Consider the following 20,565-nt stretch of genomic DNA (forward strand, 5'->3'; position numbering starts at 1 on the left):
AAAAAGAACCTATTGACCTTGCCACGATGGGAAGCCCTATCTTTTTCGATATAAAGAAAAGAGGGGTCATACGCATGTCACAAATAGAGATCCGGGCGAGTCATCAGATTGCGATCGATGGCATGACATGCGCCTCCTGCGTCGGTCGTGTCGAGAAGGCGATTGCCAAGGTGCCGGGGGTCCTGAAGGCCTCGGTCAATCTGGCCACGGAGCGCGCCGATATTGCCTTTTCCGGCCCGCCCGATGTGTTGGCTGTCATCGCAGCCGTGCGGAATGCGGGTTATGGCGTCGATGAGAAAACCATCGAACTCGATATTGAGGGCATGACCTGCGCTTCCTGCGTCGGGCGTGTAGAGAAGGCGCTGAAGGCTGTTGCCGGTGTCGCCGATGCAAGCGTCAATCTGGCGACGGAACGCGCCACCGTCCGCGTTGCCGGCAATGCCGTCTCTGCCGCCAGGCTGGCGCAAGCAATCAGCCAGGCTGGCTACAAGGCGAGCGAGATCGCCGCAGATAAGACCAAGGGTGATGAGCCGGACCGGCGCGAAGCCGAATTGCGTGGTCTGAAAATCAGCCTTGCCGTGGCCGTTGTCCTGACGCTGCCGGTCTTCGTGCTGGAGATGGGCTCGCATCTGGTCCCCGCCATCCATGATTTCGTGATGGAAACGGTCGGCATGCGGGAAAGCTGGTATCTGCAATTTGCGCTGACCACGCTTGTTCTCTTCGGACCCGGTCTGCGCTTCTTCAAAAAGGGCATACCCGCACTTTTACGGCTCGCACCCGACATGAATTCGCTGGTAGTGCTTGGCACCGCTGCCGCCTGGGGATTTTCGGTGGTCGCGACTTTCCTGCCGGAAATCCTGCCAAGCGGTACGGCCAATGTCTATTATGAGGCGGCGGCGGTCATCGTCACGCTCATTCTGCTCGGCCGTTTTCTCGAGGCGCGCGCCAAGGGTCGCACCAGCGAGGCGATAAAGCGGCTGGTTGGCCTGCAGGCCAAGTCGGCCCGTGTCCTGCGCAATGGCGAAACCATCGATGTGCCGTTGCAGGATGTGCAGACGGGTGATGTGATCGTCGTTCGTCCGGGCGAAAAGGTGCCCGTCGATGGCCTGGTGCTCGATGGCTCCTCTTATGTCGATGAATCGATGATAACAGGTGAGCCGATCCCGGTGACCAAGGCGGCGGGTTCCGAAGTCGTCGGCGGCACGGTCAACCGCAATGGCTCCTTCACCTTCCGCGCCACCAAGGTGGGCGCTGACACGCTGATCGCGCAGATCATCCGCATGGTTGAGGAAGCGCAGGCCGACAAGCTGCCCATTCAGGCGCTGGTGGACAAGGTGACCAACTGGTTCGTGCCGGCGGTGATGCTGGCGGCGCTCGCCACCTTCATCGTCTGGTTCGTGTTTGGGCCGGACCCGGCTTTGACCTTCGCGCTTGTCAACGCTGTTGCCGTCCTCATCATCGCCTGTCCCTGCGCCATGGGCCTTGCCACGCCCACCTCCATCATGGTCGGCACCGGCCGCGCTGCCGAGATGGGTGTGCTGTTCCGGCGCGGCGACGCGCTTCAGACCCTGCGCGACGCCGATGTTATCGCCGTAGACAAGACCGGCACGCTGACGCTCGGCAAGCCGAAAATGGTACATTTCAGCACAACCGAGGGCTTCGACCCTGACGAGGTGCTGCGTCTTGTTGCCTCGCTTGAGAGCCGTTCCGAACATCCCATCGCCGAGGCAATCGTTGAGGCTGCGAAACATGGCGGCCTGACGCTTGCCGATGCGGAAGGTTTTGAGGCCACCCCCGGTTTTGGCGTGGCGGCGATAGTCGACGGCCGTAAGGTCGAGGCGGGCGCGGATCGCTTCATGACGAAGCTCGGATACGATGTCGCCATGTTCGCCGGTGATGCGGAGCGGCTGGGTAGGGAAGGGCAGTCGCCGCTTTATGCCGCCGTCGATGGCAGGTTGGCCGTGATCATCGCCGTTGCCGATCCGGTGAAGCAGACGACGCCGGAAGCGATTGCGGCGCTGCATGCGCTGGGTCTCAAGGTCACGATGATTACGGGCGACAACCGCCGCACCGCCGAAGCCATCGCTCGCCGTCTTGGCATCGATGAGGTGGTGGCGGAAGTGCTGCCGGATGGCAAGGTCGAGGCCGTGAAGAGACTTGCCGCCGGCGGGCGACGCGTCGCCTTTGTCGGCGATGGCATCAACGATGCGCCGGCGCTTGCGGCAGCCGATGTCGGCCTTGCCATAGGCACGGGCACGGATGTCGCCATTGAAAGCGCCGATGTGGTGCTGATGTCGGGCGATCTTCGCGGCGTTGCCAATGCCATCGCTCTCTCCAAGGCGACGATCCGCAATATCGGCCAGAATCTGTTCTGGGCCTTCGCCTACAACGCCGCACTAGTTCCCGTGGCAGCCGGAATATTGTATCCTGTCAACGGCGTTCTGCTGTCGCCGGTCCTTGCCGCCGGAGCCATGGCGCTTTCCAGCGTATTTGTCCTGACGAACGCGCTGCGCCTGAAAAGCTTCCGTGCCCCGCTGGTGGACAAAGCGGCCGGCATGCAGCTCGCAGCGGCCGAATAGGAGGGCGGATATGATGACGCCTGGCAACACAATCTATCTGCCGCAGATCGGACGCAGCATCATGGTGGCGCAAGGTGAAACCGTGCTTCAGGCCGCGCTGGCGGCAGGCATCACCTATCCGCACGGCTGTCGCATGGGCCGCTGCGGCGCCTGCAAATCGCATCTCGTCTCCGGCGAGGTCGATCTTCTCAAGCACACGCCCTTTTCATTGACCGATGAGGAAAAGGCGGAAGGCCTGACGCTCGCCTGCCGCGCCGTGCCGTTGAGCGACGTGACGATCGGCTGGCTCAATGGCGAGGACGAATTCGCCGATATTCCGACCGGCCGCTTCGAGGGCGTGGTGGCGGAAACTGTAGATGCGACACATGATATCAAGCTCATCCGCATCAGGCTCGACGATCGGGCGCAGTTCGCCTTCAAACCCGGTCAATATGTGCGCCTGCTTTACCCGGACTGTTCGCCGCGCGACTATTCCATCGCCAGCCGGATCGACGAGGAGTTGATCGAATTCCACATCCGGCATGTGCCGGGCGGCCTGACAAGCGGCCATATATTCGCGCAGGCCAAGGCAGGCGATCCTGTCATATTGGTAGGGCCTTTCGGGTCATCATTCCTGCGGGAAAAACATTGCGGGCCCATCCTTGGCATTGCCGGCGGCTCGGGTCTGGCACCGGTCAAGGCGGTTGTCGAGGCTGCTCTTGCAACGGGGCAGATGACGGGCCGGGACCGTCCTATTCATGTCTATTTCGGCGCCCGCGCCCTGCGTGACCTTTATATGGTCGATCATTTCGAGGCGCTCACCGCGCGGCACGGCAATCTGAGCTTCGTTCCGGTTCTCTCCAATGAGCCACATGCGCAGATGCGGTGCGGTTATGTCGGCAATGCGGTGGCGGATGATTTCGACGACCTTGACGGCTGGAAAGCCTATCTCGCAGGCCCGCCGGCGATGATCGAGGCGACCGTGCCGCAACTGGTGGCGCGGGGTATGCGCACCGCCGACATTCATGCAGACGTGTTTTTCACCCCGGACAGATAGGAGCAGGATCCATGAATATCGGCTCAGCCGCCACCGCTTCAGGTGTTTCTGCGAAGATGATCCGTCATTACGAGATGATCGGCCTGATCAAATCGGCAAACCGCACGGATGCCGGATACCGGGTCTACACGGCCAATGATCTGGAAACGCTGCGTTTCATTAGGCGCGGACGCGACCTTGGTTTCTCGATAGAAAAGATCAGGCAGCTGATGACCCTGTGGCGTGATCCCGGCGGTGCGTCCTGCGATGTCAAACGCATCGTCATGGAACATGTCGTGGATCTGGAAGCCAAGATGCATTCGCTCCGCGACATGGCCGACACGCTTCGAAATCTCGCAACCTATTGCCCTGACAATGGCGAGCCGGATTGCCCGATCATTCAGGATCTGGCGCAATCCGAAGATCCCGATTTTGTTCCGGTGGCGGTTGTGCCCAAGCGCTCCGGAATGCTGAAGGGCACCTCCGGCGCGGCGACGGAGTTATCGCGCCTTATGAAATAAACAGCGGTTCCCATCGGGAACTGATCGTCGATTGCAGCAAACGCCAATTGTGGTGAAGGGAACCGGGCCATGTGGATACAGATATTGCAACGCTTCCTTATTCTGTGCCTGATGCTGACGATCGTTTCCGTCATCGCGTTTCTTTTGCCCTATATGGCGGGTGGCGATCCGGCCCGCACCATCCTGTTTTCCCGTATGCGCGATACCGCGCTCGATCCGCACGCGGTGGAGGCGCTGAGGATAAGTCTCGGGCTCGACCGGCCGCTCTATGTGCAATATTTCGCCTGGCTCTCAAACGCGCTGCGCGGCGATCTGGGCTTTTCCTTCACCAGCAGCCAACCCGTGGCCGGTGAGCTTTTGCGCTCTCTCGGCGTATCGGTAACGCTGGCGCTGACGGCGCTTGCAATCGCGGTCGCCGTTGCCCTGCCGCTCGGCACGCTGGCGGCGATGCGCCCAGGCGGGCGGCTCGACAATTTCGCGACGCTGATGATCCAGACCTTCGTTGCGACGCCGGAATATTGGTTCGCGCCCATGTCGGCGCTGGTCTTTGCGCTCTATCTCGGCTGGTTGCCGTCGGCGGGATGGGACAGCTGGCGTTCACTGGTGCTTCCCGCCTTGACCCTGACGTTGCGCCCGCTCGCCTATTTCACGCAGGTGACACGTGCAGCGATGGCCGAGGTTCTGCGCGCACCCTATATCACCGCGGCCCGCAGCCGGGGTCTCGGCATGCATAGCACAGTCTTGCGGCACGGCGTCCGCAACGGCTCGCTGCCGGTCGTCACCTTCTTTGCATTGTGGCTCGCGGGCCTGCTTGGCGGATCGGTGGTCGTGGAAGTCATCTTCGCCATCCCCGGCATGGGTCGGCTTCTGTACGACGCCGTGGTCAATCGCGACATCCCCATGCTGCAGGGTGGTTTCATCTGCATCGTCGCCCTCTCCATCCTGATCAATACCTTGGCCGACGGCTTTTATGTCCTGATCAATCCAGCAATGCGAGGTCACAATGACCATTAGCCAGTTCCCGAGCGCGCCGGTAGCCGCCTTGCCCCTGAGCAACACGCCCATGACCGCCACCCCCAAGCGCCCGTCGGCCTTCAGCCGGTTCACGGACTTCATCAGCCGGCGGCATTGGACCTTTTATGCGGGATCGGCGATCTTTCTCGTCATCATCCTGCTGCTGGTCATCGCGCCATGGATATCGCCCTATAATCCCGCACAGCAGAACCTTCGCCTGCGGTTGAATGCGCCAAGCGCCACCTACTGGCTGGGAACGGACCATCTCGGCCGCGACGTGCTCAGCCGGTTGCTGATAGGCGGTCGTTTCACGGTCACGATTGCCGCCATTACCGTCATTCTGTCGGTCGCCATCGGCACTTTTGTCGGCATCATCAGCGGCCGCAGCCGCGGTATCCTTGACGAAGTCCTGATGCGCGTGGTCGATTTGCTCATCGCCATTCCAGACGTGGTGATCGCCATCTTCCTCGTCGCCATCTTCGGGCCGGGATATGGAACCTTGATCGCGTCGCTGACGATTGTCGGCTGGACGCCTTTTGCGCGGCTGGCGCGCGGGCTGACGCTGTCGATCAATTCCCGCGAATATATCCGCGCGGCGGAAGTGCTTGGCTGCACGCGGCGCTTCATCATCTTCCGGCATATCATTCCGAACACGATCTGGCCGATTGCGGCCGTGGCGTTCCTGCGTTTCGGCCACAAGCTCATCACGGTCGGTGGTTTGTCGTTCCTGGGGCTCGGTGTGCAGCCGCCGGCCGCCGACTGGGCGCTGATGCTGGCCGATGCACAGGCTTATGCAGAGCGCATGCCCGTTCTCGTCATCGCACCCGGCCTGGCGATTTTCCTCGCAGCCTTGAGCGTGACGTGGATCGGCCACGGGCTGAACCTGGAGACCAAAAAACAGAATGGTCATTGATGCCTGTCGGCAGGTAATGGCCGGCTTGATCATCGTCAAACATAGCTGACGCAAAGGAACTGGAAGGAGAGTAATATCGTCTGAAGCCGCATGAAAATACGCAAATGCCTCCGATTCAATAAAAATAAGGGGAACTCTTATGAATATCGAAGGACAAACGCATGCCATTACGGCCATGTCTCCCGAATGCGCACCGCTTCTGGAAATAGAGGACCTGCACGTTTCGGTGCCGGCGCAAAATGGCCGAAAATTTGTCATTTCTGGCCTCACTCTTTCCGTCAATGCCGGTGAAGTGGTCGCTCTCGTTGGCGAATCCGGTTCCGGCAAGAGCATGACGGCCCTGTCATTGATGCGGCTTTTGCCGCAGGGCGCGGAAATCAATTCCGGCCGCATTTCCTTTGCCGGGCGCGATATCCTCGCGCTTTCCTCCTCCGAACTCGATGCGCTGCGCGGTGCCGATATCGGCATGCTGTTCCAGCAGCCGCAGGCCATGCTTGATCCGACCAGCCGGGTTAAGACGCAGGTTGCCGAGCCGCTGTGGGTCCATCGCAAGATGAGCAGGAGCGCTGCGCTCAACCGGGTCGTCGGCCTCCTGTCAGATGTCGGCATTCCAGACCCGTCGGCGCGGGCGCAATGTTTCGCACATGAGCTTTCCGGCGGCATGGCGCAGCGTGTCATGATTGCCGCGGCACTCTCGGGCAATCCACAACTGCTGATCGCTGATGAACCGACAACGGCTCTCGATGTCACCGTTCAGGCACAGATATTGCGTCTGCTTGATGACGAACGTCGCAAGCGTCGGCTCGCCACCCTGCTGATCACCCATGACCTGTCGGTCGTTGCCGCCTTCGCGGACAGGATTGCGGTGATGTATGCCGGCCGTATCGTTGAGGAGGGGCCGACACAGGCGATCCTCAAGGCGCCGCAACATCCTTATACAAAGGCACTGATCAGCTGCTCGCTTCTGACCACGGACAGTGAGGGACAGTTGCTGACGATCCCCGGATCGAGCTCGCAGGCCCATGACATGTCCTGCGGCTGCCGGTTTCATCCGCGCTGCGCGCTTGCCAAGTCGGCCGACATGGGCAGCCGGTGCATGGCGTCGGAACCGGATCTGAATGCCCTACCGGAAGGGCGCAAGGCGCGGTGCTGGGCGGTCGGTGAGGACCATGCCGGCGACCATACCAACCACGCTATCTGCTGAAGGAGGGGACGATGCAATTGACAGCTGTAAAACAGACCCCGCCATCCGCCGATAGTGACACTCACCCCTATGTGGTGGCGAAGAACCTCTGCAAATATTATCCGATATCCGGCCTCGGTCACCGGGTGGTGAAATCAGTCGACGATGTGTCCCTGACCATCGGCGAAGGAGAAGTGCTCGGCCTTGTCGGCGAATCCGGATGCGGTAAAAGCACTGTCGCCGGGCTGATCACCCGGATGACCCACGCGACCAAAGGCGAGGTCAGCATCGGCGACCACGACATATTGCACATGCAGGGCGAGACGCTGCGGCGCATGCGCCGGATCGTGCAGCTGGTGTTTCAGGACCCATATTCCGCGCTTGATCCGCGCATGCGCATCGGGCAGAGCATGGAAGCGCCGCTGGCCCAGCACGGCATCGGCAACCGTGAGGAACGCACCGCGCGTGTGTTCAGGATGCTGGAGGAAGTCGGTCTCGATTCATCGTTTTTCGACCGTTATCCGAGCCAGTGTTCCGGCGGGCAGTTGCAACGCGTCGTCATCGGGCGCGCACTCCTGCTCAATCCAAGCTTCCTTGTCTGCGACGAGCCGACCTCGGCGCTCGATGCTTCCATGCGCACGCAGATACTCAACCTCTTGATGGACATGAAACGCCGCCATGGTTTGACGGTTCTGATGATTTCCCATGACTTGCGTGTTGTGCGTTATCTCTGCGATCGCATCGCGGTGATGTATCTCGGGCGGATCGTCGAAATCGCCGATCGGGAAGAGCTTTTTCGTGCGCCGAAACATCCCTACACCAAGGCTTTGATCGCTTCGTCGATGCTGGATGAAACCGGCCTTTATGCGCCTGAAATGCTGCTCGACGGCGATTTGCCGAGCCCGCTCAATCCTCCGAGCGGCTGCAAATTTCACACCCGCTGCAAATATGCGACGCCGATTTGCAGTGAAAAGGAGCCGGTGCTGGAGGGCGTTGCGGGTGAGCATTTCGCCCGTTGTCACCATTGGCGTGAATGGGGTTGAAGCACGAAGCAGTTGCGGTTTTGTGCTTTGGTAAAAACAGATGAATCGTGTGTCTGAGGTTTAATATCGGAATTAAATTCCGAGTATAGCGCAATAAAATAAATGATATTCAGATGGATATTCGTTGAATATCCACTGGATATTCTTTTGTCTTATGACTTGAGGAAATTTAATCGGCAATTTTATGAAAATAAGTGAATTGTGAGCGTTATCATCAAAAATAAAAGGGGAATATTCCATGATGAAGCACGCACTTTTGGCGACATGCGCCATCGTGACTGCGTTTGGAGCCGATGCAGCCAAGGCCGGCACGATTACCTATGACGATAATTTCGGGGTGAAGACCGGCTGGCAGATGGCGTCCGACGATGCCTATCTCGGCTCTCGCGCGGGTTGTTTCGAAAGCTTGATACGTGTCGGCTACGACATGAAACTGGAGCCGAGTCTGGCTGAATCCTGGGCGCAGACCGGCCCTAAGGTATGGGAATTCAAGCTACGCAAGGGCGTCAAGTTCCAGAACGGCGAAGCGCTGGATGCCAAGGCCGCGGTCAATGCGCTCTCCAATCTTTTGCAGGCACCGGTTCCGGCCCGTGCCTTTTCACCAAAGCTGATCGCTAGCGTCGAAGCGGGCGGCGATGATACCGTGAAGATAACCACGATCGAGCCATCGGTGCTGCTGCCCGCGCAGATGGCGAGCCCTGCCACCTCCATTCTTGCGCCATCGGCCTATAAGGATGGCAAGGTCGATCCAGTCGGAACCTGTACCGGACCTTTCAAGATCACGGAGGTCGATCCCAGCCAGCATATGATGCTGACTGCCAATCATGATTATTGGGGTGGCATGCCGAAACTTGCGGGCGGCCGCGTGAATTTTGTGCCCGATGCCGACACCCGCGCCACCCAGGCAAGAACCGGGGAAGCACAGATTTCGCGCCTCGTTCCGCCATGGACCGTCAAGACCATCGAATCGACCGACGGCGTCAAGGTCGCGCCTATCCCGTCGCCCCGCATCACGGAACTGTTGCTGAACAACTCCAGGCCGCCTTTCGACAATATCAAGGTGCGGCAGGCGATCCAGGCCGCCATCGATACGGGGGGCATCGCCGACAGCATCTATGAAGGTGCGGTGAAAGGCGCCGCCATGCCCTTTGCATCGGGTGAGCCATGGGCTGCAAAGGAGGCCAAACCCGCCTATGACGTGGAAAAAGCCAAGGATCTGCTGAAGGAAGCGGGCATTGCGCCCGGCAGCCTGAAGGTGACGCTGCTTGCCTATACGGCAAAGACGGAACTGAAGGATGTCGCGGCGATCATCCAGGCGCAACTGCAGGAACTCGGCATCAAGGTTGATGTCCGTGTTGCCGATTACAGTGCGATCGAACCCGACCTTCTGGCCGGCAAGTTCGATATGGCACTCCTGTCGCGCGGTTATGCCACGGATGTTGCCGAACCGGCCGGTTTCCTGAATGCCGACTATACCTGCGGCGGCAGCTACAACATCTCGCATTATTGCAATGAGGCGACCGACAAGCTGATCAAATCCGCCTACGCGACGGCCGAACCCGCCAAGCGCTATGCCATTTACAGCGAGGCGGCGCAGAAGATTTACGACGAAGCCGTCTCCGTCTTTCTGATCCATGAGACGGTGTTTGATGCCTATTCGGCCAAGCTCGAGAACTACAAACCCCATCCGCTCAACTACTTTGTCATGACCAAGGATCTGGCGACCAAGTAATCTGGCGCGATATTGTCGATGAAGAGGGACTCGGCTCGCAAGAGCCGGGTCTTTTTGATGGTAAATCGGAGAACTTCTCCTCCCGCATTTCGGCTGATGGCCCAGATGACGGTATGTGATGATTTACGTCATTAACATCGGGAAAACCTCCACCGTCGTCCCTGTCGAAGGGAGAGGGCATCTGCCCTATCGGGAGGCGAGGGGGACGAATACATATGTCGTCCAAGGGCTGTCACAGAATTTGAGTGAAGCTGGGTAGAGCGATCCGGCGGCTGCTGGGATAAAGCGCCGCCGGTGTCTTTTCAGATCAGGCGCGTGCTTCCGGCGTATAGCCTGCAGCGGTAATGATTTCAGCAATACGTGCAGCATCTGAAACGCCGCCGACGACAACAGTGCGGCTTGCCGGATCGGCATGCACGGCGGCACCGGGAACGGTCTTTTCGATCGCACCCTTGATCACACCGGCGCAGTGACCGCAGGTCATGTCTTCAACATGGAAAGAAAGATCGGCATCAACCGGTGCCGTGGTGGTTTCGGCGTGATGCTGGTGAGCGGTGCACATGGGGCGGTTCTCCTTGGTTGGAATTCGTAACAGGGAGAGCCTGGACTATTCCAACGTGGGAAGGTCAAGCGCTTTATTCACGCAGGATCAACGATCTCAATTCTTCCAGAAAATCGGCATCAGCAGCACCAGAACCGTCAGGATTTCGAGACGTCCGAGCAGCATCATCACCGAGAGGAGATAAAGCGCGGGGTCGCTGATCGTGGAGAAATTTCCCGCCGGGCCGATGATCGGGCCAATGCCGGGGCCGACATTGGCAAGCGATGTCGCAACGGCCGAGGTGGCGGTGAGGAAATCATATCCCATCAGGCTCATGGCGAGGCTGCCGGCGATCCACAGCGCAATGAAACAGCTGACAAACAGGAAAATCGTCCGGATCGTATCCGGATCAACGATCTGCTGTCCGTAACGGACCGAATAAACGGCATTCGGATAGATCAGCTTTTTCAGCCCGGCCCGCACCACGTTGAACATGATGAGGAACCGGTACGCCTTTATGCCGCCAGCCGTCGAGCCGGAGCAGCCACCCATGAAGGTCGCAAAAAAAGCGACGATGATGACGAAGGGACCCCAGAGCGTATAGTCGTCGCTGGCGAAACCGCCTGTGGAAAGGATCGATGTCATGTTGAAGAAGGAATGGCTGAGCGCGTCATCCAGCGGCACGCCGTTTCTAAGGTGATGATAAACGCCGACTGCAATCGAAATCGCGCAGAGGTAGCCGAGGAAGACGGCGATCTGCGGATCGCGCAGCGTCTCCAGCCGGCGGCGCACGGCAAGCAGGATCATCACCGAAAAGGGCAGGCTGCCGAAGATCAGGAAGACGGTGGCGATCCACAGGAGCACCGTGTTGTTGAAATAGGCGAAAGATGCGTCATGGGTCGAAAACCCGCCGGTTGCGACGGTCGACATGGCATGGTTCAGGGCATCGAAATGCGACATGCCGGCAAAGTCGTAAGCAACCGTGCAGGCCAGCGTCATGATGATATAGATCGCCACGAAAGCGCGGGTAAAGCTCGCCAGCCGCGCGAAAGGCCGGTCGTTGCCGGTATCGGAGGATTCCATGCGGAAGAAGGTCATGCCGCCGACGCGCAGCAGCGGCAGGATGAAGAGACCCAGCGCGACGATACCGATGCCGCCCAGCCAGCACAGCAGCGAGCGCCAGAGCAGGATGCCCTGCGGCGCGTTGTCGAGACCGGCAATAACGGTCGATCCCGTCGTCGTGATGGCGGAAATGGATTCGAAAAGGGCCTGGCCAAGCGTCAGGTTGAGTTCGGACAAATAAAGCGGAACCGCCCCGACGATGGAAAAGACCAGCCAGAGAATATTGACGAGCAGGAAGCCAAAACGCTTGTTGAAGGCGGCAATCGGCCCGCGCGTCGCAAGCGCGCAGGCAAGCGCAAAGCCGCCGCACATGAAACCCGACAGCGCAAAAACCATCCAGTCGTCATTGCCGTAATAAAGGTCGGTCAGCGCGGGAAGGAACATGGCCGTCGCCATGTAAAGCCCGAAGATGGACGAAACGTATATGACCGAGCGCAGAAGGTTGCTGTTCAAGAAATGAAACCCAGAGTTCGTGGCCGCGCTGAAATGAGTCTTTGTCTCCGACGCCTTCCTATGGCATAGCGGGTGCCATTATGAATTTCAATGGATTGACTATCGTGGACAAGCAGCTTGTGGAAGCAGCGCGGCGGGAAGTGCGGGAAATATTCCCGGAAACGCCGTTGCAGTTGAATGAACATCTCAGCCGTCGGTATGGCGCGTCGATTTGGCTGAAGCGTGAAGATCTGTCCCCGGTTCGTTCCTACAAGATTAGAGGCGCATTCAACTTTCTCCGCAAGGCGGTGGCCAAGGCCGGCAAGGACAAGGTTTTCGTCTGTGCGTCCGCCGGCAACCACGCCCAGGGCTTTGCTTTCGCCTGTCGCCATTTCGGCGTTCACGGCGTCGTTTTCATGCCGGTCACCACACCCCAGCAGAAGATCGAAAAGACCCGCATCTTTGGCGGAGAATTCATCAAAATCCGGCTGGTGGGCGATATATTCGACCAGTGCTATGCAGCCGCGCGTCAACACGTGCAGGACAATGACGGTTACATGGTGCCGCCGTTTGACCACGAGGATATCATCGAGGGTCAGGCGACGGTCGCCGCCGAGATCATGGACCAGCTTCCGGAAGGCACCAAGCCTGATATCGTCGTCATGCCGGTTGGCGGCGGCGGGCTTTCGGCCGGCCTCACGGGTTTCCTCGCCGGCACTGTCAGTAAGGAGAACTTCGTGTTCTGCGAGCCGGAAGGCGCGCCGAGCCTGAAAAAGAGCCTTGAACGCGGCGAACCGGTGACGCTGAACAAGGTCGATAATTTTGTTGATGGCGCTGCCGTCGCCCGCATCGGCGATTTGAATTTCAAGGCGTTGAAGGATTTTCCGGCCGAGCAGGTCATGCTCATCCCGGAAAATGCCATCTGCGTGACGATCATTGAAATGCTGAACCTTGAGGGCGTGGTGCTGGAACCCGCCGGCGCGCTGGCGATTTCCGCGCTCGAAAAGCTTGGCCGCGAGAGGCTGGAAGGCAAGACGGTTATCGCCGTCGTTTCCGGTGGCAATTTCGATTTCGAGCGCCTGCCGGATGTGAAGGAACGCGCCATGCGTTACACCGGCGTGAAGAAATATTTCATCCTGCGTCTGCCGCAGCGCCCCGGCGCGCTGCGTGATTTCCTCAACCTGCTCGGCCCGGACGACGATATCGCCCGTTTCGAATATCTGAAAAAATCGGCCCGCAATTTCGGCTCGATCCTGATCGGTATCGAAACCAACGCGCAGGAAAACTTCGCAGGGCTTCTGGAGCGCTTTGAGGCCGCAGGCCTTGGTTATGAGGATATTACTGAAAACGACATCCTGTCGAACCTGATCATCTGATCGGGCAAGAACGGCAGGGAAGGGCGGGGCATATCCGCCCTTCAAACACGATATAGATCAGGGAGTGAAAACCATGGCATCGTTTTTTTCCAAAATCCTTTCGGCCTTCGGTTCTGGCCAGCCGTCCGACGCACCGCAGAAGACGGTGCAGGCGGAGCCGCATGCGCATGGCGACTATCTGATCTATGCGACGCCGTTGAAGGAAGGCGGCCAGTTCCGCTTGGCCGGCCGCATCGAGAAAAAGGCTGGCGAGGAAGTGCTGGTGCATGAATTCGTGCGCGCCGATGTCTTCAGCAGCATGGATGATGCGGTGGAGTTCACGATCCGCAAGGCGAAGCTGATCATCGACCAGAACGGTTCATCGCTTTTCCCAGGAAAATGATGACGTTTTCTTACTCTCTAAATTAAGATTCCGTTGGTTGCTTAGGCCTATCGTCCTTGAAGGGCATGGAGTTGCGCCGATAGACCGGCGTGATGTGGATCGATAGGGCGTGTGCCGATGCAATGGGCAAATCTGGCCCTCTTCCTTACGGAGGCCATCGTCTATTTTTCGGTAATGACGGCATTCCTTCATTACCGGCATATTCTCGGCATCGGTGTTTTTCTCACCGCGCTGGGCGTCATGCATTTCATGGAAACCTATCTGGCCGCCGTCTTTTATGTCGGCCTGCCTTTCGGCGTGGCCTCGCCGGGTTCTTCCATCCTCTTTGCCGGCAAATTGATGATGATCCTCATGCTTTATATGCGCGAGGATGCGGCGGTCGTGCGCCAGCCGATCTACGGTCTGCTTCTCGGCAATATATTGACCGTCATCATGGCGCAGATCATCCGGTTTCATCAGACGGTGGCGATCGTCCCCGGACAGTCGGTCAATACCGGTTTTCTTGATGAGGTGGGCGTGCTGATGGTCTGGGGCACCAGCATTCTCTATGTCGATGCCATCGCCATCATCCTGCTTTACGAAAAGCTGGGGCGGTATTTGCAGCGCCACATCGTGCTGCGCTTTGCGATCTGTGGCGTCGTCATTTTAAGCTTTGATCAGGCTGCTTTTTACGGGGCATTGCGATATCTGTTCGATGCGCCGGTCAATGTCTTCTACGATGGCTGGAAGGCGAAGATGGTCGCGGTTGGCATCTATTCGGCCTTGTTCGCCCTCTATCTCGGTCTGACATCGACCAAGGGGCGTTTCCTGACACGCCGCAGCGTTGCTGATGTTTTCAACGATCTCACTTTCAGAGAGCGTTATGAAGAGCTTCTGTCCCGCTCGGGCCGCGACATGCTGACAGGTGTGTCCGACCGCGCCCGCATGGAACTCGATGCGCCGTCGGTCGTCGTGGAATGTCTGGAGAAACAGCGGCCGGTCAGCGTGCTGATCGTCGATATCGATCATTTCAAGACCGTCAACGATACCTTCGGCCACCTGCAGGGTGATGAGATATTGCGGGAATTTGCCGCCGTGCTGAAACGCAGCGTACAGCCGCATGGACATCTATACCGCTTCGGTGGCGAGGAATTCGTTGCACTCCTGCCGGCAATGGCGCATGAGGCGGCGCTTGCGTTTTCCGCGGGGCTGCGGGTGGCGATCCTGGCGGATCTGCGCCGCCCAGACGGTTCGCCTTTGACGGTCAGCATTGGCGTCGCCACTGCCTTTGAGGACGGCCAGCTTTTCCGCGCGCTTTTATCGGAGGCCGATGCGCGGCTGTATGCAGCAAAAAATAACGGCCGGGATCAGGTCCACGGCCGTTTCGGAATGTGGGTTGGCTGAGACCGGCAATCCAGCCGGCATCAGCCTGCCATTCTCTATGCTTCAGGCGGCCTGTGCCAGCTCGGCAACCTTGGCGCCGGCGGCGGCAATGGCCTTCTCGACGGCTTCCGGGCCGAATGCCAGGCCTTCGACATAGATCACTTCCACATCGGTCATGCCCATGAAACCGAGAACGGTCTTGAGGTAAGGAACGGCATGGTTCATCGATACGGCCGGGCCTTCGGAATAAACGCCGGCAGCGGCGAGTACGATATAGACCTTCTTGCCCTTGGCGAGGCCTTCCGGGCCGGTTTCGGTGTAGCGGAAGGTCTGACCGGCGCGGGCGACATTGTCGATCCACGACTTCAGGCCGGAATAGATGTTGAAGTTGATGAGGCCGGTGCCGATGACGACGGTGTCGGCGGCCATAAGCTCGGCAACCAGCTTGTCGGAATATTCAGCGGCAACCGCTTCTTCAGCCGTACGCTGGTCGGCCGGCTTGCGGATTGCAGCCGTCTTGACGGTGTCGAGGTGCGGAATGGGATCGGCGGCGAGATCGCGGTGGACAAGGGTATTCGCCGCCGACTTGGCCTTCAGCTTGCTCGCGAGTTCACCGGAAAACTTGTTCGAAACCGATTCGTCGCCGCGCGGGCTGGAGGTGATGAGCAGAATGTTGGACATGGTCTTTCCTTGCATATGCGATGAATTGACGGGCGCCTTGGGAGGGCGGGAGAGCACGATGCCCTTCCTTTGCCCCTATATGGAAAATTGCTGCCATCAAGAAAACTGTGATAATGTGGAAGCAATCTATCGATGAAATGGATGGGACATGGACGCGAACCCCACACTCGACCAGTTGCAGGTATTTTTGACCGTTGCCGAGACCGGCAGTTTCTCCGCTGCGTCGCGGGCGCTCAACCGCGCGCAGTCGGTTGTCAGCTATACCATCGCCAATCTCGAGGCGCAGCTTGAAGTCACCCTGTTCGAGCGCGGCGGCGTGCGCCAGCCGAAGCTGACGGATGAAGGCCGCGCCATGCTGGAGGATGCAAGGCGCATCGTCGCCGGCCTGCAGGAAATGCGCGCCCGCGCCAAGGGGCTGAAGCAGGGGCTTGAAGCGGAGCTTTCCGTCGCCATCAGCACCATGGTTCCGGCAGAAGCCGTTGTTGCCGTGCTGCGGGATTTTCGCGAGCAATTCCCCACCGTCACCCTCAGCCTCAATGTCGGCGAGCTGGGTATGGTGATGGAGATGGTGCTCTCCCGCAAGGCGGGCATCGGCATCGGCGGTGCGCTGATGCGCCAGGATGATGAGCTGGTCGTGGAAAAAGTCGGCCATTCCTTCATGCTGCCGGTCGTCGCTGCCGATCATCCGCTGGCGCAGATCGAGCGGCCGCTGACCCTGGCGGATGTGCGTGAAGAGGTCCAGCTCGTCGTCACCGATGCCTCGGGCCTCACCAAAGGACGCGATTTTAATGTGCTCTCCTACAAGACATGGCGGGTGAGCGATATCGCCACGAAATACCAGCTGATCAAGGGTGGTCTGGGCTGGGGCGGCCTGCCCGCATCGATCGTCCGTAATGACCTGACCAATGGCAGCCTGAAGGCACTTGAACTCGAGGCCTATGAACAGGGTGAATATCCGCTCTTTGCATTGCGGCGGGTGGATTCACCCGCAGGTCCTGCGGGTCAATGGCTTGCCGAGGCATTTCAGGAACGCCTCGCGGCCTGTCCGAAGCATAAGGATTTCAATGGGATGCTTGCCGCGAACAAGCAAAGGGATATTGCTGTCGCCGCTGAGTGACATTGGCTATTGCATGTGGAGCGAACGGGTGCCGCGAGCTTCTTTTCCCCGCCGGGGAGAAGGTCGCGGCAGCGGGATGAGGGGGGAAAGGGTGCGGTCTATCGCTGGCGTTGCCCCCTCATCCGACCCTTCGGGCCACCTTCTCCCCCACGGGGAGAAGAAACGGGCGGCAACCTCGCGTTACACCACCACAGGGCCAATTGACGGCAACGAACGGTCTGCCTATACCTAACCACGGTCAGCAGTTCACCGAGGCATCGCCGTCCCGAAAGGGAAGCTAAACCTGCATATTGAGCAATTGACAGCACTTATCCCGTGCCTTGTCGGAAGTCGGCGATCAGCGACACCTCTTCGGAATGGCACGCGAGGATAAGTCATGCCACGTTCGATCCTTTCCATTGATATCGCCGACCTCTCGACCTTTGCCAAATCCGTTCGCGAACAGATCGGCAGGCTGGAGCGCCAGCCAAGCCATGTGGAGATGCTCAATCTTCTCAGCCGGGCAGCCGGGTTCCGCAATTTCCAGCATCTGCGCGCCGCGCGCACATCATCCGCCGAAAGCAGCCATCCGTCGCCGCAGACAATGCCAGCTGCCAATGAGGGCAGGGTGCTGAAGACCGCGCGGATTTTCGATGCCGCCGGCAGGCTGATGCAATGGCCTGCGCGTCGCTCCCAGCAGGAACTGTGCCTCTGGTACCTATGGGCGAAAATTCCCGCCGGGCGCAGTTTTTCCGAACGGGAATTCAGCAGCTTCCTGAATGATCTGCATCTGTTTGGCGATGCCGCGATGTTGCGTCGCGACATGGTCGGCCTGAAGCTCATCCGCCGCAACCGCGATGGTAGCGATTACCAACGCATCGAGCAGAAGCCGCCGATGGAGCTGCCGCTGCTGTTGCTTATCGTGAAAGGCCGCGACTGAAGAAACACCCTCCCGGCGATATTTCGCCGGGAGGGCTACCGTCTTTAAAGAACCAGACGGAACTTTGCGAAACCTTCCGCGCCGTCGCCGGCATCTTCGATCTTTGCGCCCTTGATGTCAGCCGCATAATGGCGGCCTTTCGGGCCGGTTTCGAAGATTGCCGAGGTATTGGCAACCGGCGCAAACGACCAGTTGGCATCCGCGGACGGATTGATGGTGCCCTGATCGATGATATAGCGCACGATCACATCGCGGTTGGTGTCGGGCGCCACGAAGATCACCTTGTCGGCGGCGATATCCGGGAACTTGCCGCCGCCGCCGGCGCGGTAATTATTGGTGGCCACCACGAATTTCTGTTCGGGATCGATCGGCTTGCCGTTGAATTCAAGGTTCACGATGCGGTTGCTGTCGGGATTGACCGCCTTGCCATCCTTGTCGAACTTCGCCGGCTTGGAAATGTCGATCTGATAGGTGACACCGTCGATGACGTCGAAATTATAGGACGGGAAATCGGCGTTCAGCAGCGGTGCATCCTTCGCGCCGGCCTCGACCGTGTTGAACATGCCCGCCGACATCTCCAGCCAGTTCTTGACCTGCGCACCATTGATCAGCACCGCCTGCACCGTGTTGGGGTAAAGATAGAGGTCGGCGACGTTCTTGATAGCAATATCACCGGCGGGGACATCGGTATAATAATCCGCGCCGCCGCGCCCGCCGGACTTGAAGGGGGCTGCTGCCGAAAGCACAGGCAGGTCCTTATATTGGCCTTCCTTCAGCATGTCCTTGATGTACCAGGTCTGGGCGTTGGAGACTATCTGCACGGAAGGATCATCGGCCACCAGCGCGAAATAAGAATAGAGCGGGGCAGATGTCTTGCCGACCGGGCGGCGCACATAGGCGAGGGCTGCCTCGTGATCGGCCTTGGCGGCGGCGATGACTTCCGGCTTGTCGGTGAAGTCGGCAACGATCTTGCGGTTGTCATCGCGGTGATAGATCGGCCTTGCTTCAGAGGTGAAATCGACGATCTTCCAGCTCTTGCCGTCCTTTTCGAGCAGCAGGTCGATAAGGCCCATATGCGAACCCCAGAAACCGGCCATCACCGCCGGTTTGCCCAGGAGCGTGCCCTTGACCGCATCAACACCCTCTATGCCGTCCCAGGTCTTCGGACCGGGGAAGACGAGATGCTGGTGGCCGGTAAAGATCGCGTCGATGCCTTCGACGCCCGCCAGATAAAGTGAGGCGTTCTCCATGCGATCGCTCTGGCCCTTGCCGTCGATACCGGAATGGGAAAGGGCGATGACGATATCGGCGCCTTCTTCCTTCATGGCGGGAACCCAGGCCTTGGCCGCCTCGACGATGTCGCGTGTCTGGGCCTTGCCCTCGAGGTTCTTGGAATCCCACATCATGATCTGCGGCGGCACGAAGCCGATGATGCCGACCTTGACCGGGCTGGTGACGCCCCCGCCGTCGCGGATCTGCTTTTCAAGAATGATATAAGGCTTGAAGAACAGCTCGTCCTGCTTGGGGTCCGACGCCAGCTGACCCTTGGTGAGGTTGGCGCAGACGAAGGGGAAACCGGCGCCGGCCAGCGTGTTCGACATATAGTCGAGGCCGTAATTGAATTCGTGGTTGCCGAGCGTGCCGCAATCATAACCCAGCACGTTCATGGCATTGATCACGGGATGCTTGTCGCCGGCCTTCATGCCGCGCTCATAGGCGATGTAATCGCCGAGCGGATTGCCCTGCAGGAAGTCGCCATTATCCACCAGCATCGAGTTTCCGGCCTCGGCGCGGATGGCACCGATGATCGAGGCAGTGCGCGCCAGACCCATCGTGTCGTTCGGCTTGTCGGCGTAATAATCATAGGGAAAGACGTGGACGTGGATATCTGTCGTTTCCATGATGCGCAGATGCGCCTGATTGGCAGAGGCGCGGGCGGCGAAGGGGTGCAGCAGCACCAGCGCCGAAGAGGCCGCAATGCCGCCGAGCAGCGAACGGCGGGTGATGGGGTGGAGAGCGAGAAGCGGCGACATGGGAACTCCTTCGGATGAAGCTTGCTCTGTCTTGAGAAGCGGACAGGGTAGAAGCAATCGCCGAGGAGTCCATCACCAAAATGACAAGCCGGTGACAGATAGGTCCGTTTTCAACCGTTTGATAAATTTTTTGTCATTGGAGTGCGATGCACACGCTTCCACATCGGGGAATGCGCTCCTTCCGGGCAGCGCATTCCGGCTTTCAGGCAGAGAAGATCAGCGGGCAAGGGTCGGCTTCACTTCTTCATGGAAGAAGCGGAAATAGGAGGAGAGCTGCGCCAGCGTGTTGGTGGAAAGCTTCAGCTGCAGGCCGAGGCGGTTCTGGTGCTGCCATTGCACGACGCCTTCGATGAAGCCCAGATCCTCGCTCTGCACCTTGACCCGGCTGCCCTTGGCGGCAGCGAAAGGCCCATCAAGCTCAAGCGCCATGCCGGTCGCCGAGAGATCAAGGACGCGGGCTCTGGTCGACTGGCTGAAATAATGCACGGTCGCAAAAATCCTGGTCTTGCTGCGCGGCGCGGTGCGGGTCGCCATATTGAGGTTGTTTGCCATTTTGCTGCTCAAATCAATTGTTTCCGATACGGGCACAATAAGCTGTAA

The 20,565-nt window shown here is 59.1% G+C and carries 18 protein-coding genes; 13 read left to right on the forward strand and 5 right to left on the reverse strand.

From position 1 onward, the window contains the following. The first annotated feature begins 74 nt into the window (after positions 1 to 74). The 8 genes from CFBP6623_RS04515 to CFBP6623_RS04550 all read left to right on the forward strand — a co-directional run bounded on the left by CFBP6623_RS04515 (position 75) and on the right by CFBP6623_RS04550 (position 10,000). Positions 75 to 2,579, forward strand: a complete 2,505-nt coding sequence (locus CFBP6623_RS04515; RefSeq protein WP_062653912.1) for a heavy metal translocating P-type ATPase — start codon at positions 75 to 77, stop codon at positions 2,577 to 2,579. A gap of 13 nt (positions 2,580 to 2,592) precedes the next feature. After that, a complete protein-coding gene (locus tag CFBP6623_RS04520; RefSeq protein ID WP_046798976.1) occupies positions 2,593 to 3,615 on the forward strand; it encodes a 2Fe-2S iron-sulfur cluster-binding protein in 1,023 nt (340 codons plus the stop codon). Positions 3,616 to 3,626: 11 nt separating this feature from the next. Then, entirely contained in the window at positions 3,627 to 4,115 is a 489-nt protein-coding gene (cueR, locus tag CFBP6623_RS04525; protein WP_046798881.1) for a Cu(I)-responsive transcriptional regulator, read from the forward strand. Positions 4,116 to 4,184: 69 nt separating this feature from the next. Further along, positions 4,185 to 5,129, forward strand: a complete 945-nt coding sequence (locus tag CFBP6623_RS04530; protein WP_046798882.1) for an ABC transporter permease — start codon at positions 4,185 to 4,187, stop codon at positions 5,127 to 5,129. After that, positions 5,119 to 6,042, forward strand: a complete 924-nt coding sequence (locus CFBP6623_RS04535; protein ID WP_080842173.1) for an ABC transporter permease — start codon at positions 5,119 to 5,121, stop codon at positions 6,040 to 6,042. Before CFBP6623_RS04530 ends, CFBP6623_RS04535 begins: the two co-directional genes overlap by 11 nt. Before the next feature lie 139 nt (positions 6,043 to 6,181). Then, entirely contained in the window at positions 6,182 to 7,246 is a 1,065-nt protein-coding gene (locus tag CFBP6623_RS04540; RefSeq protein ID WP_046798884.1) for an ABC transporter ATP-binding protein, read from the forward strand. Positions 7,247 to 7,257: 11 nt separating this feature from the next. Beyond that, positions 7,258 to 8,268 carry an ABC transporter ATP-binding protein gene (locus tag CFBP6623_RS04545; RefSeq protein WP_080842172.1) on the forward strand — a complete coding sequence of 337 codons (1,011 nt, stop codon included), beginning with the start codon at positions 7,258 to 7,260 and terminating at the stop codon, positions 8,266 to 8,268. 238 nt (positions 8,269 to 8,506) lie between these two features. Then, positions 8,507 to 10,000, forward strand: coding sequence for an ABC transporter substrate-binding protein (locus tag CFBP6623_RS04550; RefSeq protein ID WP_046798886.1), 1,494 nt, complete (start codon positions 8,507 to 8,509; stop codon positions 9,998 to 10,000). Between the two features lie 307 nt (positions 10,001 to 10,307). Here CFBP6623_RS04550 and CFBP6623_RS04555 read toward each other — a convergent pair whose 3' ends face one another. Together CFBP6623_RS04555 and CFBP6623_RS04560 are read right to left on the reverse strand one after the other, a co-directional pair. Next, complete coding sequence (locus CFBP6623_RS04555) at positions 10,308 to 10,562, reverse strand: heavy-metal-associated domain-containing protein (protein ID WP_003521591.1); 255 nt, start codon at positions 10,560 to 10,562, stop codon at positions 10,308 to 10,310. 96 nt (positions 10,563 to 10,658) lie between these two features. Then, positions 10,659 to 12,116 carry a TrkH family potassium uptake protein gene (locus CFBP6623_RS04560; RefSeq protein WP_167379153.1) on the reverse strand — a complete coding sequence of 486 codons (1,458 nt, stop codon included), beginning with the start codon at positions 12,114 to 12,116 and terminating at the stop codon, positions 10,659 to 10,661. 80 nt (positions 12,117 to 12,196) lie between these two features. On the opposite strand from CFBP6623_RS04560, the gene ilvA reads away from it, so the two are divergent. From ilvA to CFBP6623_RS04575, 3 genes are all read left to right on the forward strand, one after another. Further along, complete coding sequence (gene ilvA / locus CFBP6623_RS04565) at positions 12,197 to 13,471, forward strand: threonine ammonia-lyase (RefSeq protein ID WP_080842658.1); 1,275 nt, start codon at positions 12,197 to 12,199, stop codon at positions 13,469 to 13,471. A gap of 73 nt (positions 13,472 to 13,544) precedes the next feature. Next, entirely contained in the window at positions 13,545 to 13,853 is a 309-nt protein-coding gene (locus CFBP6623_RS04570) for an HlyU family transcriptional regulator (protein ID WP_046798888.1), read from the forward strand. A 117-nt stretch (positions 13,854 to 13,970) separates the two neighbouring features. Then, positions 13,971 to 15,236 carry a GGDEF domain-containing protein gene (locus CFBP6623_RS04575; protein ID WP_046798889.1) on the forward strand — a complete coding sequence of 422 codons (1,266 nt, stop codon included), beginning with the start codon at positions 13,971 to 13,973 and terminating at the stop codon, positions 15,234 to 15,236. 42 nt (positions 15,237 to 15,278) lie between these two features. Here CFBP6623_RS04575 and CFBP6623_RS04580 read toward each other — a convergent pair whose 3' ends face one another. Continuing rightward, positions 15,279 to 15,896 (reverse strand): FMN-dependent NADH-azoreductase, encoded by a 618-nt coding sequence (locus tag CFBP6623_RS04580; protein WP_046798890.1) that lies wholly within the window; start codon positions 15,894 to 15,896, stop codon positions 15,279 to 15,281. Between the two features lie 148 nt (positions 15,897 to 16,044). Between CFBP6623_RS04580 and CFBP6623_RS04585 the strand changes: the two genes are divergently transcribed. Both CFBP6623_RS04585 and CFBP6623_RS04590 read left to right on the forward strand, forming a co-directional pair. Then, entirely contained in the window at positions 16,045 to 17,013 is a 969-nt protein-coding gene (locus CFBP6623_RS04585; protein ID WP_062653701.1) for a LysR family transcriptional regulator, read from the forward strand. Positions 17,014 to 17,389: 376 nt separating this feature from the next. Continuing rightward, complete coding sequence (locus CFBP6623_RS04590) at positions 17,390 to 17,932, forward strand: DUF2087 domain-containing protein (RefSeq protein ID WP_046798892.1); 543 nt, start codon at positions 17,390 to 17,392, stop codon at positions 17,930 to 17,932. A gap of 44 nt (positions 17,933 to 17,976) precedes the next feature. On the opposite strand, the gene CFBP6623_RS04595 is transcribed toward CFBP6623_RS04590, so the two are convergent. Beyond that, a complete protein-coding gene (locus CFBP6623_RS04595) occupies positions 17,977 to 19,965 on the reverse strand; it encodes a bifunctional 2',3'-cyclic-nucleotide 2'-phosphodiesterase/3'-nucleotidase (RefSeq protein ID WP_046798893.1) in 1,989 nt (662 codons plus the stop codon). A gap of 216 nt (positions 19,966 to 20,181) precedes the next feature. Further along, entirely contained in the window at positions 20,182 to 20,517 is a 336-nt protein-coding gene (locus CFBP6623_RS04600; RefSeq protein ID WP_046798894.1) for a PilZ domain-containing protein, read from the reverse strand. Positions 20,518 to 20,565 lie beyond the last annotated feature (48 nt).

Origin of the sequence: Agrobacterium tumefaciens (genome assembly GCF_005221385.1) — a bacterium.
GTDB lineage: Bacteria > Pseudomonadota > Alphaproteobacteria > Rhizobiales > Rhizobiaceae > Agrobacterium > Agrobacterium tomkonis.